The 16893-nt window shown below is 73.9% G+C and carries 17 protein-coding genes and 1 riboswitch; of the genes, 9 read left to right on the plus strand and 8 right to left on the minus strand.

Annotated features, from left to right (window positions below; translation table 11 throughout):
• Positions 1-281 precede the first annotated feature (281 nt).
• Positions 282-857, minus strand: coding sequence for a TerD family protein (locus ACFXAM_RS13815; protein WP_380290715.1), 576 nt, complete (start codon positions 855-857; stop codon positions 282-284).
• 114 nt (positions 858-971) lie between these two features.
• On the minus strand, positions 972-1469 hold the full coding sequence (locus tag ACFXAM_RS13820) for a hypothetical protein (RefSeq protein ID WP_380290717.1): 498 nt from the start codon (positions 1467-1469) through the stop codon (positions 972-974).
• Positions 1470-1538: 69 nt separating this feature from the next.
• On the opposite strand from ACFXAM_RS13820, the gene arfB reads away from it, so the two are divergent.
• Entirely contained in the window at positions 1539-1973 is a 435-nt protein-coding gene (gene arfB, locus ACFXAM_RS13825) for an alternative ribosome rescue aminoacyl-tRNA hydrolase ArfB (RefSeq protein WP_380290719.1), read from the plus strand.
• Between the two features lie 28 nt (positions 1974-2001).
• On the opposite strand, the gene ACFXAM_RS13830 is transcribed toward arfB, so the two are convergent.
• The gene (locus ACFXAM_RS13830) at positions 2002-2538 is read right to left on the minus strand and encodes a flavin reductase family protein (RefSeq protein WP_380290721.1); all 537 of its coding nucleotides are present in this window, start codon (positions 2536-2538) and stop codon (positions 2002-2004) included.
• Positions 2539-2923: 385 nt separating this feature from the next.
• On the opposite strand from ACFXAM_RS13830, the gene ACFXAM_RS13835 reads away from it, so the two are divergent.
• Both ACFXAM_RS13835 and ACFXAM_RS13840 read left to right on the plus strand, forming a co-directional pair.
• Positions 2924-4801, plus strand: a complete 1878-nt coding sequence (locus ACFXAM_RS13835) for a diguanylate cyclase domain-containing protein (protein WP_380290723.1) — start codon at positions 2924-2926, stop codon at positions 4799-4801.
• 183 nt (positions 4802-4984) lie between these two features.
• Complete coding sequence (locus ACFXAM_RS13840; RefSeq protein ID WP_380290725.1) at positions 4985-5968, plus strand: hypothetical protein; 984 nt, start codon at positions 4985-4987, stop codon at positions 5966-5968.
• A 70-nt stretch (positions 5969-6038) separates the two neighbouring features.
• Here the strand turns inward: ACFXAM_RS13840 and nagA are convergent, their stop codons facing one another.
• The gene (gene nagA / locus ACFXAM_RS13845; RefSeq protein WP_380290727.1) at positions 6039-7211 is read right to left on the minus strand and encodes an N-acetylglucosamine-6-phosphate deacetylase; all 1173 of its coding nucleotides are present in this window, start codon (positions 7209-7211) and stop codon (positions 6039-6041) included.
• Positions 7208-8155, minus strand: coding sequence for an ROK family protein (locus tag ACFXAM_RS13850; protein WP_380290729.1), 948 nt, complete (start codon positions 8153-8155; stop codon positions 7208-7210). The genes nagA and ACFXAM_RS13850 overlap by 4 nt, the downstream gene beginning before the upstream one ends.
• A 346-nt stretch (positions 8156-8501) precedes the next feature.
• On the opposite strand from ACFXAM_RS13850, the gene ACFXAM_RS13855 reads away from it, so the two are divergent.
• Positions 8502-9785: an extracellular solute-binding protein gene (locus tag ACFXAM_RS13855; RefSeq protein ID WP_380290731.1), complete on the plus strand. Its 1284-nt coding sequence runs from the start codon at positions 8502-8504 to the stop codon at positions 9783-9785.
• Between the two features lie 34 nt (positions 9786-9819).
• On the opposite strand, the gene ACFXAM_RS13860 is transcribed toward ACFXAM_RS13855, so the two are convergent.
• The gene (locus tag ACFXAM_RS13860; RefSeq protein WP_380290733.1) at positions 9820-10170 is read right to left on the minus strand and encodes a cupin domain-containing protein; all 351 of its coding nucleotides are present in this window, start codon (positions 10168-10170) and stop codon (positions 9820-9822) included.
• Between the two features lie 103 nt (positions 10171-10273).
• Between ACFXAM_RS13860 and ACFXAM_RS13865 the strand changes: the two genes are divergently transcribed.
• Complete coding sequence (locus ACFXAM_RS13865) at positions 10274-10582, plus strand: DUF3263 domain-containing protein (RefSeq protein ID WP_380290735.1); 309 nt, start codon at positions 10274-10276, stop codon at positions 10580-10582.
• 30 nt (positions 10583-10612) lie between these two features.
• Positions 10613-11464 carry a trehalose-phosphatase gene (otsB, locus tag ACFXAM_RS13870; protein ID WP_380290737.1) on the plus strand — a complete coding sequence of 284 codons (852 nt, stop codon included), beginning with the start codon at positions 10613-10615 and terminating at the stop codon, positions 11462-11464.
• Here the strand turns inward: otsB and ACFXAM_RS13875 are convergent.
• Both ACFXAM_RS13875 and ACFXAM_RS13880 read right to left on the minus strand, forming a co-directional pair.
• Positions 11448-12917: a trehalose-6-phosphate synthase gene (locus ACFXAM_RS13875; protein WP_380290739.1), complete on the minus strand. Its 1470-nt coding sequence runs from the start codon at positions 12915-12917 to the stop codon at positions 11448-11450. The two genes, otsB and ACFXAM_RS13875, sit on opposite strands and share 17 nt — an antisense overlap.
• Before the next feature lie 62 nt (positions 12918-12979).
• Positions 12980-14020 (minus strand): glucosyl-3-phosphoglycerate synthase, encoded by a 1041-nt coding sequence (locus tag ACFXAM_RS13880; protein WP_380290741.1) that lies wholly within the window; start codon positions 14018-14020, stop codon positions 12980-12982.
• A gap of 161 nt (positions 14021-14181) precedes the next feature.
• Positions 14182-14313: riboswitch (SAM riboswitch) on the plus strand.
• Between the two features lie 16 nt (positions 14314-14329).
• Between ACFXAM_RS13880 and thrC the strand changes: the two genes are divergently transcribed.
• The 3 genes from thrC to ACFXAM_RS13895 all read left to right on the plus strand — a co-directional run bounded on the left by thrC (position 14330) and on the right by ACFXAM_RS13895 (position 16734).
• Positions 14330-15610 carry a threonine synthase gene (gene thrC, locus ACFXAM_RS13885; RefSeq protein ID WP_380290743.1) on the plus strand — a complete coding sequence of 427 codons (1281 nt, stop codon included), beginning with the start codon at positions 14330-14332 and terminating at the stop codon, positions 15608-15610.
• 59 nt (positions 15611-15669) lie between these two features.
• Positions 15670-15945, plus strand: a complete 276-nt coding sequence (locus tag ACFXAM_RS13890; protein WP_380290745.1) for a MoaD/ThiS family protein — start codon at positions 15670-15672, stop codon at positions 15943-15945.
• 585 nt (positions 15946-16530) lie between these two features.
• Entirely contained in the window at positions 16531-16734 is a 204-nt protein-coding gene (locus ACFXAM_RS13895; RefSeq protein WP_030289665.1) for a cold-shock protein, read from the plus strand.
• Positions 16735-16893 lie beyond the last annotated feature (159 nt).

Consider the following 16893-nt stretch of genomic DNA (forward strand, 5'->3'; position numbering starts at 1 on the left):
GAGCGGGCCTCGGCGCAGGCGGCGGCGGAGGCGGAGACCCGGCTGCTGCCGCAGGTCGGCGAGGACGCCCCCGAGGTGGTCGACCTGACCCCGCACGACGAGACCGAGCAGATCGAGGTCCCCGAACTGCGCGCCTCGCGCTAGGAGGCGCCCCCGCCGCGCCCCGCCGCGCCCCGCCGCGCGCTGTGGCAGCGCGCGGGTGCGGCGGGCCCGGGAACGGCGCGGCGCCCGCCCCGCCGGGTGGCGGGACGGGCGCCGGACGGCTCGCGGGTGCGGGAGCGTCAGATCTGCACGCCGAAGTCCTGGGCGATGCCGGCCAGGCCGGAGGCGTAGCCCTGGCCGACCGCGCGGAACTTCCACTCGGCGCCGTTGCGGTAGAGCTCGCCGAAGATCATGGCGGTCTCGGTGGCGGCGTCCTCGGAGAGGTCGTAGCGGGCGATCTCGGCACCGCCGGCGGAGTTCACCACGCGGATGTAGGCGTTGCGGACCTGGCCGAAGTTCTGCGACCGGGCGACGGCGTCGTAGATCGAGACCGGGAAGGTGATCCGGGCGGCCTCGGCCGGCAGCGAGGCGAGGTTGACGTTGATCGCCTCGTCGTCGCCGGCGCCCTCGCCGGTGCGGTTGTCACCGGTGTGGACGACGGTGTTGTCCGGCGTGCTGGTGTTGTTGAAGAAGACGAAGTGGCTGTTGGACAGCACCTTGCCGTCCGCGTTCAGCACGATCGCGCTGGCGTCCAGGTCGAACTCGGCACCGGTCGTGGTGCGGACGTCCCAGCCGAGGCCGACGGTGACCGCGGTCAGGCCGGGGGCCTCCTTGGTCAGCGAGACGTTGCCACCCTTGGAGAGGCTCACTGGCATGGTGTGTGCTGTCCCTTCGATTTGCTTGTTGCCGGGGATAACGCGGGAACCTCCGGGGATGGTTCCGCGCGGCCGGTCCTTTTCCGCCGCCGGCACGGCTGGGGTGTTCCCCCGTCAGACCCGCCGGAACCGGCCCTGGAGTTCCCAGACCACCGGATTGTCCGCGAGGTCCGGGTGCATGTCGAAGAGGTCGGCGAGCGTGTCCTGGAGGAAGTCACGGGCCTCCCGGCGCAGGTCGCCGTGGCGCACCACGGCGGGCGGCTCGTCGGGGAGCCAGGTGGCGGTGATCTCGACCCAGTTGAAGCGGCGGGCGAACCGCAGCAGCTCGGTGTTCTGGGTGAAGTCGAGGTCGGCGCTCTGCACCCGGGCCGCGCGGGCGCCGGCCGGGTCGCGGTCGAGTTCCTCGACGATGTCGCAGAGCGCCCAGGCGAAGTCCAGCACCGGGACCCAGCCCCAGGCCGTGGACAGTCCGGCGCCCTCGGCGTCGAGGTAGACGTCGCCGCAGAACAGGTCGTACCGCAGCTCCCGCGCGCCCGCGGTCCGGTAGTCGGTCTGCGGGGGGTCGGGGAAACGGTTGGAGAGGGAGTAGCCGAGCTCGATCACACCGGACATTGTCGCGGCAGACCGGTCCTGGCCGGATAACCGGGTGACCGGCGCGGCCCGGCGCGGGATGATGGGCGCATGCCCGAGCCCATCCGCGTACGGGGGTCGGTGGTCGTCCCGGACGCCGAGCTCGTCTGGCGCTTCTCGCGTTCCTCCGGCCCCGGCGGCCAGCACGTCAACACCTCCGACACCCAGGTCGAGCTGCGCTACGACCTGGCGGCCTCCGCCGCGCTGCCCGAGGTGTGGAAGCAGCGCGCCCTGGAGCGGCTGGCGGGCCGGCTGGTGGACGGGCGGGTGCTGGTGGTCCGCGCCTCCGAGCACCGCTCGCAGTGGCGCAACCGGGAGGTCGCCGCGGCCCGGCTGGCGTCGCTGCTCGGCGAGGCGACCGCGCCGCCGCCGAAGGCGCGCCGGGCGACCCGGCCGAGCCGGGGCATGGTCGAGCGGCGGCTCAGCAACAAGCGGCACCGTTCCGAGCTGAAGCAGGGGCGGCGCGCTCCGCGCGGGGAGCAGTAGGGCGCGTCCTGACGCCCGGGGCGCCGGTTCAGCCCAGGGTGCGGTAGCCGCCGCGGAAGTACAGCAGCGGACGGCCGCCCGGGTCGGGCACGGTGGCCTCCAGGACGCGGCCGAGCAGCAGGGTGTGGTCACCCGCGGCCATCCGCTGTTCGGTGCGGCACTCCACGGTGGCGAGCGCGCCGTCGATCAGCGGGGCGCCGCTGTGCGGGCCGCGGTGGTGCGGGGCGTCGGCGAACAGCAGCCGGTCGCTGAGCCGGCCCTTCATGGCGAACCGCGAGCCGAGTGCCTTCTGGCCCTCCGACAGCAGGGAGACCGCCCAGGTGTCGGCCCGGCCGAGCACCTCGTCCATCCGGGAGTCCTCCCGGACGGAGATCAGGACCAGCGGCGGTTCCAGCGACACGGAGAGGAAGGACGTGGCGGTCATGCCGACGTCCTCCCCGTCGTCCGGGTCGTGGACGGTCACCAGGCTCACACCGGCGGCGAGCTGGGAGAGCGCCGCCCGGAACTCGTCGGGGGTCGCTTGGGTGGCAGCTTCGGGCTGCGGGGACGGGTACACGTACCGCACGGTAGCCCGCGACCGGGGTCGGCGACATCGGGCCCTGGTCGTAGGACCAGCGGCGCAGCACCGCTCGGCCCCCCGGGGCGGCGGAAAGGTTACGGTCCGCGCCCGCTCTCACCCGCAGGAGTGAAGGGGAGGGCCTGCCGGCGGTCAGGCGCTACAGCGCGCGGCCAATGCGACCGACCACGGGAAATGTTCCGATGGGCGGTGATGTCCCGGTATGGGACGGATGAACTGATTAAGGGCGCATTAGTGTTGTGTGATTTAAGTCACAAGTGCTGACCTATTGCTGACCGAGCGTGCCGAACGCTGTGCTCCCTGTGATTCAGTTCTTCTGGCAATCGGACGATAACCAATCAAGACCTATCCGAAGCAGCCGGGGAGCCCCCGCATGGAAGCCGAGTCGGAGCCGTACGTCCGTCTCGCGACCCTCCGCACCTTGCACCGGGTCGTGGCGGACCTCAACGCTGCCCGCAGCCTGGCGGGCACGCTGCAGGCCGTGGTCGAGGGCGCGGTGCACGGACTCGGTTTCGACGCCGCCGCGGTCAGCCTGGTGCGGCCGGACGGCGACCTCGTGGTGGCGGCCGTCTGGGAGCTGGAGGAGAGCGCCATGGGCGGCCCCTCCGTCCTGCTCGGCCAGGTCGGCTCCCGCGAGTCCTGGGACCGGCTGCTCGGCGTCAGCGACCACTGGGGCACCCTGCGCTTCCTCCCCTACGACCGCGGCTGGGCGGTGGCCAGCGACATCCCGCGCTGGATCGGGGACGGCCCGATGCCCGTCTACGCCAACGACTGGCACCCCGCCGACGGTCTGCTCGCCCCGATGTACAGCGCCGGCGGCGACCTGCTCGGCGTCCTCTCGGTGGACCGCCCGCGCAGCGGCAAGCGGCCCGGCGCCTGGACCCGCGAGGCCCTGGAGATGTTCTCCCTACAGGCCTCCATCGCGATCGGCAACGCCCGGCTGCGCGCCGAGATGCAACGGGCGCTGGCCCGCCTGGAGAAGGAGCAGCAGGCCCTGCGGGCCAGCGAGGAGAGCTTCCGCCAGGCCTTCGAGTACGCCCCCAGCGGAATGGCCATCACCGAACTGCACGGCGCCGGCCGGGGCCAGCTGACCCGGGTCAACGACGCGCTCTGTCGACTGCTCGGCCGCCCCCGGGCGGTGCTGCGCCAGCAGAGCTTCGCCGACCTGGTCCACCCGGACGACCGGGCGCTGCTGGAGCGCACCAGCGCCGAGAGCGGCCGGGCGGAACTGCGACTCTCCCGCCGGGACGGCGGATACCAGTGGGTGTGCCTGCGGAACTCGATCGTGGCGGACGCCGCCGAGGGGCCGAGCTTCCTGCTCACCCACGTCGAGGACATCGAGGACCGCAAGCGGCACGAGCTCCAGCTCGCCCACCGGGCCAGCCACGACGCCCTCACCGGGCTGCCGAACGGCGCCGAGCTCAAGGCGCGGCTCGGGCGCCGGCTCTGCGGGCAGCCGCAGGCGCCCGCCGCCGCCGGGCACCAGGGCGCGCCGGGCGGGACCGGCTACGGCGGCACGGGGTACGGCGACACCGGCTACGGGAGCACCGGGTACGGCGCCGGGGGCCGCCCGGAGGACGGGTTCGCGGGGTACCCGGAGAGCCTGTTCGGCGACCCCCACCGCCCGGGCGACGGCTTCGGCGGCCCGGAGCCGGGGCGCGGCCAGGGCCCGCCGGACGGGTACCCGGTGCCCGCCGCCGACGGCCAGCCGGCCGGGGCGAACGGGTACGGCGAGCACGTGCACGCGGTGGTCCCGGCCGACCACGGCCCGGGCGGCGAGCCGTGGTCCGGCCCGTTCCGCTCCGGCAGCGCGGCCGCCGCCGTCGAGAAAGGGCTCGCGGTGCTCTTCTGCGACCTCGACGGCTTCAAGTCGATCAACGACCGGTTCGGCCACAACGCCGGTGACGCCGTCCTGGTCGAGGTGGCCCGCCGGCTCAGCGCGGCCGTGCGCGACGGCGACACGGTGGCCCGGCTCGGCGGCGACGAGTTCGTGGTGCTCGCCGACGGCATCGGCCGCGACGAGGCGAAGGACCTCGCCCACCGGCTGCGCAACGCGATCATCCCGCCGATGCGGATCGACGGCCGGGGGATGCGGGTCGGCGTGAGCCTCGGCATCGGCTGGGCCGGCTGCGGGATGAGCATCGAGGAGGTCCTGCACACCGCGGACGAGCGGATGTACGACGAGAAGCGGGCCCGCGGCGGCGCGGTGCGCGGGGCCCGCGGCGAGCGTTCGCACCGGCGGGCGGGCTAGGGACCCGCCCTCGCGGAGGCTGGGGACCCGCCCTCGTGGAGGCGGGGCCGGGCGGGGGCTACTCGCCGGTTGTCAAGGGGTCTTTCCGGGGCGTCCGGGGCGGCAGGTAGGGTTCCGGGGTACGAGCGACCACGACCAGCGCCGGCGGCACGGCAGCCCGGCGGCGCGACCGCGATGGGGGAGTTGACCACCGTGACCACCGCCGGCAGCAGCGGAGCGCCCCAGGGCCCGGAGGACGGCGCCCCGCAGGACGACGATCCCTTCGGCTACCTCTACCGTCCGGCCGACGGCGGCTCCGGTCAGCAGGCCGAGCCGCAGCAGGGCGTGCCGCGCACGTCCTACAGCCGCCCGATGGAGGTCGGCCGCGCCCAGTACGGCCAGCCGCCGCGACCGCAGCAGCCCTACCCGCCGCAGCCGGGCTACCCGCAGGCCCCGCCGCCGCAGCCGTACCCGCCGCAGGGCGACTTCGGCGCCGCCCCGACCCAGCAGGCCCGCTACGCCGAGCACTCCCGCCCGCAGCCGGGCGAGGAGCGGCCGCCGAGCGGCGGCCGGGGCAAGGGCGCGGTGATCGGTGCGGTCGCCGTGGTCGCGGCGATCGCGATCGGCGCCGGCATCGCCCTGTCCGGGGACCCGGACAAGGACCCGGACAAGGAGGCCAAGGGCGGCACCACCACGGCGAGCGCCCCGGCGGCCCCGGGCGGCGCCACCGCGAGCGCCGACCCGACGAGCGCCGCCGCGTCGGCCACCCCCTCGGCGACCGCCTCGGGCGGGCTGGGGCCGGTGGACGCCAGCCAGCTGCAGGGGCAGAACGCGCCGTCGGCGAACACCGTCAAGGGCACCAAGTCGGCCGACGGCAGCTACCTGACGCTCAACCCGGGCGGCACGGTCACCTGGACCGGTGACCTGGCGGCGGCCGGGACGTACAAGTTCACCGTGCACTACAACAACCCGGGCGCCGACGTGCGGGCGACGACGGCGGTGAACGGCAAGGACTGGCCGGGCGGCGCGAACTTCAAGAACTACTCGCCGGGCAAGGAGCCCGCCTCGTCCTGGTTCAACACCTACATAACCCCGCCGATGCAGGCCGGCACGAACACCATCGTGATCTCGCTGCCGCCGGGCAGCGGCACGATCCTGATCGACCAGGTGCTGCTGGAAGCGGCGTAGCCCCCGCAGCGCGACGGCCGCCCGTTCCCCGAGGGGAGCGGGCGGCCGTGTCGTGCGCGGGCCGCGCCGGTCAGCCGGCCGTGAGCGGGGCGAAGCGGTCGCCGCCGGTGATCCACTCGCCGCGGCGCATCACGGCGACCAGGTCGTAGGTCGTGGAGTCGACGACCGCGAGGTCGGCGGACTTGCCGGGCTCCAGGCTGCCGATCCGGTCGGCGAGGCCGAGCAGCCGGGCCGGGACGGTGGAGAGCGACTCGACGGCCTGGTTGAGGCTGAGGCCGTTGATGGTGACCGAGCGCTTGAACGCCACGTCCAGGGTGAGCGTCGAGCCGGCGATCGCGCCGCCCTCGACCAGGCGGGCGACGCCGTCCTTGACCTCGACCTGGAGCGGGCCGAGCGGGTAGAGGCCGTCGCCCATGCCGGCCGCGCCCATGGCGTCGGTGATGAGGGCGACCCGGGAGGCGCCGGCGGTGCCGTAGGCGAGGTCGAGCACGGACGGGTGCAGGTGCACGCCGTCGTTGATCAGCTCGACGGTGACCCGCTCGTCCTCCAGCAGCGCCACGATCGGGCCGGGCGCGCGGTGGGCGATGCCCGGCATGGCGTTGAACAGGTGGGTGGCGACGGTGGCGCCGGCCTCGATGGCCTCCAGCGTCTTGGCGTAGTCCGAGTCGGTGTGGCCGACGGCGGCGATCACGCCGAGGTCGGCGAGCATCCGCACGGAGTCCAGGCCGCCGGGCAGCTCGGGCGCCAGGGTGACCATCCTGGCCTGCCCGCGGGCGGCGTCGACCAGCTTGCGCACCAGCGCCGGGTCGGGGTCGCGCAGCAGGTCCGGGCGGTGGGCGCCGCAGCGGTTGTGCGAGATGAACGGGCCCTCGAAGTGGATGCCGGCGAGGACGCCGTCCTCGACGAGCTCGGAGAGCACGGCCGCCTGGCGGGCCAGGTCGTCGATCTCGCCGGTCACGGTGGAGGCGACCGTGGTGGTGGTGCCGTGCTCCAGGTGGGTGCGGGCGACCTGGAGGGCCTCCTCGGCGATGCCGGAGGAGTAGGACGCGCCGCCGCCGCCGTGCACGTGCAGGTCGACGAAGCCGGGGACCACGGTGTAGCCGGTGAGGTCGAGGTCGCCGGGCGTGGCGGAGCCGCCGAGACCGGCGATCCGGTCGCCCTCGACGGCGAGGCGGTCACCCTCGACGACGCCTCCGGGCAGGACCAGCCGGGCGCCGGTCAGTGCGAGTCGGTCCGCGGTCACGCGGTCACCTCCATGGAGAGCAGATCCCAGGCGAGCAGGCCCGCGCCCAGTGACGCGGCGGTGTCTTTGAGCATGGCGGGAACGACCTCGGGGGGCATCTGGAAGGTCAGCCGCTCGGTGACCGCCGCCCGCAGCGGGGTGAAGAGGGTGTCCCCGGCCTCGGCGAGGCCGCCGCCGACGATGACCCGGGACGGGTCGAGCAGGCTCTGGGCGAGGACGATGCCGTCGGCCAGGGCCTCCACGGCGTTCTGCCAGACCGCGATCGCGCGCGGGTCCCCGGCGTCCACCGCGACGGCGCAGGATGCCGCGTCGGCGTCGGGGTCGCCCACGGCCTCGGCCCAGGCACGGGAGACGGCGGAGGCGGAGGCGAGGGTCTCCAGGCAGCCGCGGGCGCCGCAGCCGCACTGCGGTCCGCCGGGGCGGACCACCACGTGGCCGATCTCGCCGCCGTAGCCGTGGGCGCCCGCCTCGATCCGGCCGTCGATGCCGATGGCGCCGGCGATGCCGGTGCCGAGGGCGATGAACAGGAAGCGCCCGACACCCCGGCCGCCGCCGAGCCGGCCCTCGGCGAGGCCGCCGGAACGCACGTCGTGGCCCAGGGCGACCGGCATCGCGCCGCCGTCCGGGCCGGCCAGGCGCTCGCCCAGCAGCTTGCGCAGCGGGAGGTCGCGCCAGCCGATGTTGGCGGAGAAGACCGCGATGCCGTGCTTCTCGTCGATCGTCCCCGGGACGGCGACACCCGCCGCGAGGGGCGCGGCGCCGAAGCGGCTGCGGCCTTCGTCCGCCAGGTCGGCGGCGAAGTCGAGGATGGCGGTGACCACGGCGTCCGTGCCGTGCTCCCGCCCGGTCGGGCGGCGTGCTTCGAACAGCACGGAGCCGTCCTGGGCGAGCAGCGCGGCTTTCATGCCGGTGCCCCCCACATCGAGTGCGATGACGTGCTTCACGGAGGACAGTTTCCCTTGACCGGGTCTAAGAGGTCTAGTCCAGTTGTCGGATTGGTCTGGTCCAAAGGGGTGAGCTTTGTCGCAGAAGCGTGTGGTGTGCGGCACTTTGCACGAGCCCCTCGACGGACCCCCGGGCGGGGGCGGGACGGTTCTGGCGGGTCGGATCCGCGGATCTGTTGCGCGCTGCGCAACAAATCCCGCACTTCGATAACTACCCGGCGTTCCGGGGCCGGAGGTGTGGACCACCGTGCGCCCGGTTTGGCACCCTTGCGGCCTTCCCCCGGCCGGATCCCCCTGCATCCGGTCCGTTCCACCCCCAGGATCCCCCTCGAAGGCGGTACCCGCGTTGGACAGGCGCGCCCAGGTCCCCACCCGGTTGTTCGGCGTCGCGTTGGCCGGAGCCCTGGCCGGAGCACTGGTGCTCACCGGCTGCGGCGGCCAGGACGACGGCCCGGTCACCCTCAGGCTGGTCGCCGCCGACTACGGCGAGAGCGCGGACACCGGCTCCAAGCTGTACTGGGACGACCTCGCCCGCCGCTTCGAGGCCGCCAACCCGGGCATCAAGGTGGACGTCGAGGTGGCGAGCTGGACCGACATCGGCAAGCGGGTCGACGAGCTGGTGAAGAGCGGCAAGTCCCCCGACCTGCTGCAGACCGGCGGCTTCGCCGACCAGGTCGCCGCCGACCGGCTGTACCCGGCCTCGGAGGTGCTCTCCCTGGACACCCAGGCCAACATCATCGAGTCGTTCTCGCACGCGGGGCAGGTGCTCGGCACGCAGTACGGCATCCCGTTCGTCTCCTCCTCCCGGGTGCTCTTCTACAACAAGTCGGTCTTCCAGAAGGCCGGCATCACCCAGCCGCCGGCCACCTGGAACGAGCTCAAGCAGGCCGCCGAGAAGATCAGGGCCAAGGTCCCGGGCGTCCTGCCGTACGGGCTGCCGCTCGGGCCCGAGGAGGCGCCCGCCGAGTCGATGCTCTGGACGCTGAGCGGCGGCGGCAGCCTCTCCGACGACGTCGGCAACTACACCATCGACAGCACCCAGAACCAGGCCACCTTCAATTGGCTGAAGACCAATCTGGTGGCCACCGGTCTGACCTACCCCGAGCCCGGCAAGGTGAACCGCACCCCGGTGTTCAGCGACTTCGCGGCCGGCAAGGTGGCGATGCTCAACGGGCACCCGACGCTGCTGCGGATGGCCACCAACGGCAAGATCGACTTCGGTACGGCGCCGATCCCGCGGAAGGACGGCCTGGCCAAGACCGGCAGCCTCGGGGTGGCCGACTGGATGATGGCGTTCAAGGCCAACGGCCACAAGAACGAGATCCGCCGGTTCCTGTCCTTCGTCTACACCAAGGACAACCAGCTCAGGTTCGACGAGACCTACAACCTGCTGCCGGTCACCCAGGACGCCTTCGACGCGATGACCCAGGACCCGAAGCACGAGGACCTCAAGCAGTTCGCGGCCGGCCTGGCCAACGCCAGCTTCTACCCGTTCGGCGACCCGGCCTGGGCGGAGGTCTCCAACCGCATCAAGGCCGGCATCGGAGCGGCGGTCACCGGTGACGCCAAGCCGGTGCTGGAGGACCTCCAGCAGGCGGCGGTGAAGGAGGCGGCCCGGATCCGCAAGTGAATCCGGGCCGGGCGGGCGCCGGCGGGCGCGAGCGTCAGTGGGTGACCGTGTAGACCTTGCGGAGCGTCTCGTGGACGGTCCAGGTGGTGCGGTCGCCCGCGCGCAGCACCCCGCAGTCGCCCGGGCCGAGCTCCAGCACCGGGCCGCCGTCGACCACGACGGTGGCCCGGCCGCTCAGCACCACGAACACCTCGTCCGCCTCGACGTCGGTGGCCACCCCCGGCGTGATCTGCCAGATGCCGCTCTCCCCGGTGGCGGACCCGGCGAGCACCAGGCCGGACACCTCGGGGGTGCCGGAGACGATCTGCGCCGGGTCGAGCGGGTCGGGGACGAGCTCGGCGCTCGGGACGTGCAGGGCGAAGGCGGCGGGCGGGATGCTGGTCATGGGGGTGACGCTAGCCGCTGGGCCGGGGCGGCACAGGCCGCAGAGTGTGTCGGGTCCGCGGGGGAGAATGACACTCCGTAGCGATGGACGGAGGTGGGCCCCGATGGGCGCGGACGACGAGACGGCACCGGAACCGGCTGCGCCCGGGGCCCTGGACGAGCGGGACCGGGCCGTCCTGGAGCTGGAGGGCCGCTCCTGGCGGACGGCCGGCGCCAAGGAGCGCGCCGTCCGGGAGGAGCTGGGGCTCTCCAGCACCCGGTACTACCAGTTGCTGAACGCACTGCTGGACCGGCCGGAGGCGCTGGCGCACGCCCCGGTCCTGGTCAACCGGCTGCGCCGGGTCCGCGACACCCGCCGGGCGGCGCGCCAGGCCCACCGGCCCGGCGGACCCGGTCCGGCGTCCGGCGGGTGACCCCCGGCCGGGCCGGGTACGGTGCCAGGCATGGGCCTTGCCGACATGACGCGACCGCTGACGGATGCCGGGCGCGCGGGGCTGGCGGCGGTGCTCGCCGCGCCCCGCGACGCCGTGATCGCCCTCGACTTCGACGGGACGCTCGCCCCGATCGTCCCCGACCCGAGCCGGGCCCGGGCGCACCCGGGCGTGGTGCCCGCGCTGCGCGTGCTGGCGCCGCGGGTCGGCGCGGTGGCGGTGGTCACCGGCCGCCCGGCCGCGCTGGCCGTGGAGTACGGCGGGCTCGCCGGGCTCGACGGGGTGGTGGTGCTCGGGCACTACGGCGCGGAGCGCTGGGAGGCCGGTGAGCTGACCGCGCCGCCGCCGCACCCGGGCGTCGACGCGGTGCGCGGGCGGCTGCCGCAGGTGCTGGCGGCGCTCGGCGCGCCGGACGGCACCTCGGTGGAGGACAAGGGCCGCTCGGTGGCCGTGCACACCCGGCGCACGGCCGAGCCGGCCGCCGCCTTCGAGCTGCTGCGCGGGCCGATGGAGGCGCTGGCCGGTGAGCACGGACTGGTGGTGGAACCGGGCCGGATGGTGCTGGAGCTGCGGCCGCCGGGGGTGGACAAGGGCGCGGCGCTGACCGGGCTGCTGCGGGAGCGCGGCGCCCGCTCGGTGCTCTACGCGGGCGACGACCTCGGGGACGTCCCGGCCTTCGCGGCGGTGGAGAAGCTGCGCGGGGAGGGCCTGGCCGGACTGCTGGTGTGCAGCGGCACGGTGGGTGACGCGCCGGACGCGCCGGTGCGCGAGCTCGCCGACCGGGCGGACCTGGTGGTCCCGGGCCCGGCCGGCGTGGTGGAACTGCTCGGCGCGCTGGGGGAGGAGCTCAGCGCAGGGCGTTGAGCTGGTCGAGGAACCACTGCTGGGGCGGCAGCGCGGTCGCGGCGGCGGCCAGCCGCTTGGTGCGGTCGGCGCGTTCGCCGGCCGCCATGGTGAGCCCGGCGTGCAGCGCCTCGGCGGTGGCCACGATGTCGTACGGGTTGACGCTCAGCGCGTCCTCGCCGAGTTCGGCGTGGGCGCCGGCCTCCCGGGACAGCACGAGCGCGCAGCCCCGGTCGGAGACCACCGGGACCTCCTTGGCGACCAGGTTCATGCCGTCCCGGATCGGGTTGACCAGGGCGACGTCGGCCATCCGGTAGGCGGCCAGCGAGCGCGGGAAGTCGTCGTCGACGTGCAGGACCAGCGGCGTCCAGTCCGGCGTGCGGAACTCCGCGTCGATCTCGGCGGCGAGCGCCCGCACCTGGTCGGTGTAGGCCCGGTACTCGGCGAGGTCGGTGCGGGACGGGTAGGCGAAGGCGATGTGCACCACCCGGTCGTGCCACTCGGGGCGGGTGCGCAGCAGGTGCCGGTAGGCCAGGAAGCCGCGGACGATGTTCTTGCTCAGCTCGGTGCGGTCGACCCGGACGACGGTCTGCCGCTCGCCGACGGTGGCGCGCAGGGCGGCGAGCCGCTCGTCGACGTCGGGGCGGTGGGCGCGCTCGCGCAGGAAGTCGGCGTCGGCGCCGAGGCCGTGGACGCCGAGCGCGGTGGTGCGGCCGGCGTACGTGACGGTGAGCGCCTCGCGGTCGACCGTCGCGCCGAGGAACCGCTCGCAGCAGTCGGCGAAGGCGAGCGCCCAGCGGCGGGTGAGGAAGCCGGCCCGGTCGGCGCCGAGGATGCCGGTCAGGACGGCCTCGGAGACGTCGTCGGGCAGCAGCCGCAGGTACTCCGGCGGTGCCCAGGGGGTGTGCGAGAAGTGGCCGATCCGCAGGTCGGGGCGGGCGGCGCGGAGCAGCGCCGGGACGAGCGAGAGGTGGTAGTCCTGCACCAGGACGGCGGCGCCGGGGGCCGCCTCGGCGGCGAGCGCCTCGGCGAAGGCGGTGTTGTAGTCGGTGTAGGCCTCCCACTCGGTGCGGAAGCCGGCGTCGAAGGCGGGGGCGGTCGGGGTGTTCCAGAGCAGGTGGTGGACGAACCAGAGGGTGGAGTTGGCGACGCCGTTGTAGGCGCGGGCGAAGGTCCGGGGGTCTATGTCGAGCATCCGCACGGCCTGTCCGCCGACGTCGTGGCCGGCCCGGTCGAGGCGGCCGTCCGGGGCCTCCCGGGCGGCCCGGCGGTCGGGGTCGGAGAGCGCGGCACAGACCCAGACGGCGTCCGGGTCGTCGATGGCGGAGAGCCCGGAGACCAGGCCTCCGCCGCCTCTGCGGAGGGTCAGCGTGCCGTCGTCCGCGGTGCCGAAGGACACCGGCCCCCGGTTGGACGCCACCAGGACGGGGGCGGCGCCGGTCGGATTCGAACGCTCGGTCGTGTCAGGGCCCATGGTTGGTTGGTTGCCGGGGGTCCGGGGTGGCAAACCCCCCTGGGCCTGACACGTGGGTCAGGTCACGACCCCCGGCTGACCCGGAAGCCGGGCTCCCGCCGGCGGGTGGCGTACTCGGGGACGGTGTGCATGGGCGGGCGTTCGACGGCGGTCACCGGGTGGGTGTGGGCGGTGAAGGCGCGGGTGCGCGGGTCGCGGGTGAACTGGGTGAGCCGGGGGTGCAGCAGGTCGGCGGAGGCCTTGAGCCGGTGGGCGCGGTCGAGCCGTTCCAGCGCGGTGCGGTAGATGGTGGCGGCCATCCGGCCGAGCGCCTGGCCGTCCTGGTGCCGGTGGTGGCGCACGCCGACGTCCACCTGGGCGAGCGCGTCCAGTCCGGCCGTCTCCAGGGCGTCCACCAGCAGGCCGAGCTCGACGCCGTAGCCGGTCGGGAAGGGCAGCCGTTCGAGCAGCGAGCGGCGGGCCGCGTACTCACCGCCGAGCGGCTGGACGAAACCGGCGAGTTCCGGCCAGTGCAGGTTGAGCAGCGGGCGGGCGACCAGTTCGGTGACCCGGCCGCCGCCGGCCGGCACCACCGCGCCGTCCGTCTCCAGCGGGCGGTCGTACATCGCCTTGACCAGCTGGATGTCCGGTTCGGTGAGCAGCGGGCCGATGATGCCGGAGACCAGGGCCGGGTCGAACTCGCGCAGGTCGGCGTCCACGAAGCAGACGATCTCGCCGCGGGTGACCAGCAGCGAACGCCAGAGCACCTCGCCCTTGCCGGGGGCGGCGGGCAGCCGGGGCAGGATCGCGTCGCGGTGCACGACGGTCGCGCCGGCCCGCGCGGCGACCTCGGCGGTGGCGTCGGCGGAGCCGGAGTCGACCACCACCAGCTCGTCGACCAGCGGCAGCCGCTCCATCAGCTCGCGGCGGATGATCCGGACGATCTCGCCGACGGTGGCCTCCTCGTCCAGGGCGGGCAGCACGACGCTGACCGTGCCGGCCGGGCCGAGCGCGCGCTTGGCCGCCGGCAGCGTGTGCACCGGGCGGTCGGCCGCGCTCCACGAGCGCCGGCGCAGCCAGGACGCCGTCTCGGGGAGGAGCTCGGGGGTCGGTTCGGGGGGCACGGTGCTCTCCTCGGCGGGCTCGGGGACGGGGCCTGGTGGGACGGGGCATCTCGCGTGGCGGACGGTGCCGTTCGGGGTTGACGCCTTCGGATACAGTCTTCGTACAGCGGTCGGACCTTCGCACGCCGGGGTCACCGCTGAGCAGGACCACAACTTCACAGAGCTCATCCAGAGGGACTGAGGGAACGGCCCGTTGACGTCCCGGCAACCTTCTCGCACGGCTGGCGTACGGCCCCGGCGGGACAGGTGCCAATTCCGGCCCGGGCGCGACCGCGTCACGGGGAAGATGAGGAGAGAGGCCTCCGCCACATGTCCATCGACACCGCCGCACCCGTCACGGTCGACCTCGGCCCCGCCGCCCAGCTGTCCTGTCGCGAGTGCGGAACCCGCTTCCCGCTCGGCCCCAGCTTCGCCTGCCTGGAGTGCTTCGGCCCGCTGGAGATCGCCTACGACTTCGGCAGCGAGGGCGCCGAGGAGCTGCGCAAGCGCATCGAGGCCGGTCCCGCGTCCATCTGGCGCTACGCGCCGCTGCTGCCGGTGCCCGCCGACGTCGCGAGCAAGCCGAACCTGAACCCGGGCTGGACCCCGCTGGTGAAGGCCGACAACCTGGGCCGCGAGCTGGGCTTCACCGCGCAGCTGCACGTCAAGGACGACTCCGGCAACCCGACCCACTCCTTCAAGGACCGCGTGGTGGCCTGCGCCATCGAGGCGGCCCGCGCGTTCGGCTACACCACGCTGTCCTGCTCCTCGACCGGCAACCTGGCCGGCGCGGTGGGCGCGGCGGCGGCCCGGGCGGGCTTCCGGTCCTGCGTGTTCATCCCGCACGACCTGGAGCAGGGCAAGGTCGTGATGGCCGGGGTGTACGGCGGCGAGCTGGTCGGCATCGAGGGCAACTACGACGACGTGAACCGGTTCTGCTCGGAGCTGATCGGCGACCCGGCCGGCGAGGGCTGGGGCTTCGTCAACGTCAACCTGCGGCCGTACTACGGCGAGGGCTCCAAGACGCTCGCCTACGAGATCTGCGAGCAGCTGGGCTGGCGGCTGCCGGAGCAGATCGTGATCCCGATCGCCTCGGGCTCCCAGCTCACCAAGATCGACAAGGGTCTACAGGAGCTGATCAAGCTCGGCCTGGTCGAGGACCGGCCGTACCGCATCTTCGGCGCCCAGGCGGCGGGCTGCTCGCCGGTCTCGGCCGCGTTCAAGGCCGGCCACGACGTGATCCGGCCGGTCAAGCCGGACACCATCGCCAAGTCGCTCGCGATCGGCAACCCGGCCGACGGCCCGTACGTGCTGGACATCGCCCGGCGCACCGGCGGCGCGGTCGAGGACGTGACGGACGAGGAGGTCGTGGCCGCGATCCGGCTGCTGGCCCGCACCGAGGGCATCTTCGCGGAGACCGCGGGCGGCGTGACGGTCGGCGTGCTGAAGAAGCTGGTCGAGACCGGTCAGCTGGACCCGTCGAAGGAGACCGTCGCGATCAACACCGGCGACGGCCTGAAGACCCTCGACGCCGTCTCGGAGGCCGGGATGACCGCCGTCATCCGGCCGACCCTGGAGTCCTTCCGGGGCGCCGGCCTGGCGTCCGCCTGATCCCTCCACGCTCCACCCGCCCCCCGCGCCGCCCCCGCGCCCGCACCGAGGAGACCCCCATGAGCGCCAACGTCCGCATCCCGACCATCCTGCGCACCTACACCGGCGGCGCCAGCGAGGTGCCCGCCGAGGGCACCACCCTGGGCGAGGTCATCGCCGACCTGGAGAAGAACCACGCCGGGATCGCCGCCCGCATCCTGGACGACACCGGCAAGCTGCGCCGCTTCGTCAACGTCTACGTGAACGACGACGACGTGCGCTTCGCCGAGGGCCTGGCGACGGAGATCAAGGACGGCGCCAACATCTCGATCATTCCGGCGGTCGCCGGCGGCTGAGCCCCGCCGCGCCCGTTCCCGCCGGGCGGATGTGCCGTTGACCGGCCGTCCGCGACACGGAATTCCGTGCCGCGGACGGCCGCGCGTATTTTGGCGGGAATATTTTCGGTCCCGGTCGGAGTAAAGTGTCGCTCGACCGGGAACAGGGGCCGCCCTCCTCCCCTTGTCCGGGAACGAATCCACCGCACCGCCACCGCCGTCGCCGGCCGCCCCTCGGGACGGGGCCGGGCGTGGGGCCCGGGAAACATGTCAGGCCGGTGTCAGAATTCTGACAGGGATTTTGGGTAATACGTCCGCTATGTCCGGTGGGAATTGCGGCTTTCCTGTGGATTGCGCCCGTCCTGTCCGCTGCGACTCCGGGTGAATTCCCCGACATTGGCCCTGTTGCAGAGGGCGTCGATCCGGATACATTCAGCCGCGGTCGACGCAATCGCCCGTTCGCCGGATGCCGTTCGGCGGACCCGGGAGGATTGCGGCATGCACGGCCGCGCCCAGGGGGGGTTCCCCGGGCCGGCCTCCAACCAGACCCGCGTCCGCAGACCTGCGGGGGCGTGAAGGGCCAGCACAGCACTAGGGGAGTTCGGAATGGCTCAGGGCACCGTCAAGTGGTTCAACGCGGAGAAGGGCTACGGCTTCATCGCGGTCGACGGTGGTGCGGACGTCTTCGTCCACTACAGCGCGATCCAGATGGACGGCTACCGCACCCTTGAGGAGGGCCAGCGGGTCGAGTTCGAGATCTCTCAGGGGCAGAAGGGCCCGCAGGCGGACATGGTCCGCGCGGCGGTCTGACCTTTCCGACACCCAGGAGTTCGGCTCGGCCCATCGGCTGGTGCGCCTCTTGCTTCACGGCGGGGCCGGGGGGCCCCACGCGCCCCGGCCCGCCCGTGGTTGATGGCGCGCGCGCGCGGGGTGCCCCCGGGGGGGGGAGCCACCCCCCCCAAGTGTGAT

The sequence above is a fragment of the Kitasatospora sp. NPDC059462 genome, from assembly GCF_042749955.1.
Taxonomy (GTDB): domain Bacteria; phylum Actinomycetota; class Actinomycetes; order Streptomycetales; family Streptomycetaceae; genus Kitasatospora.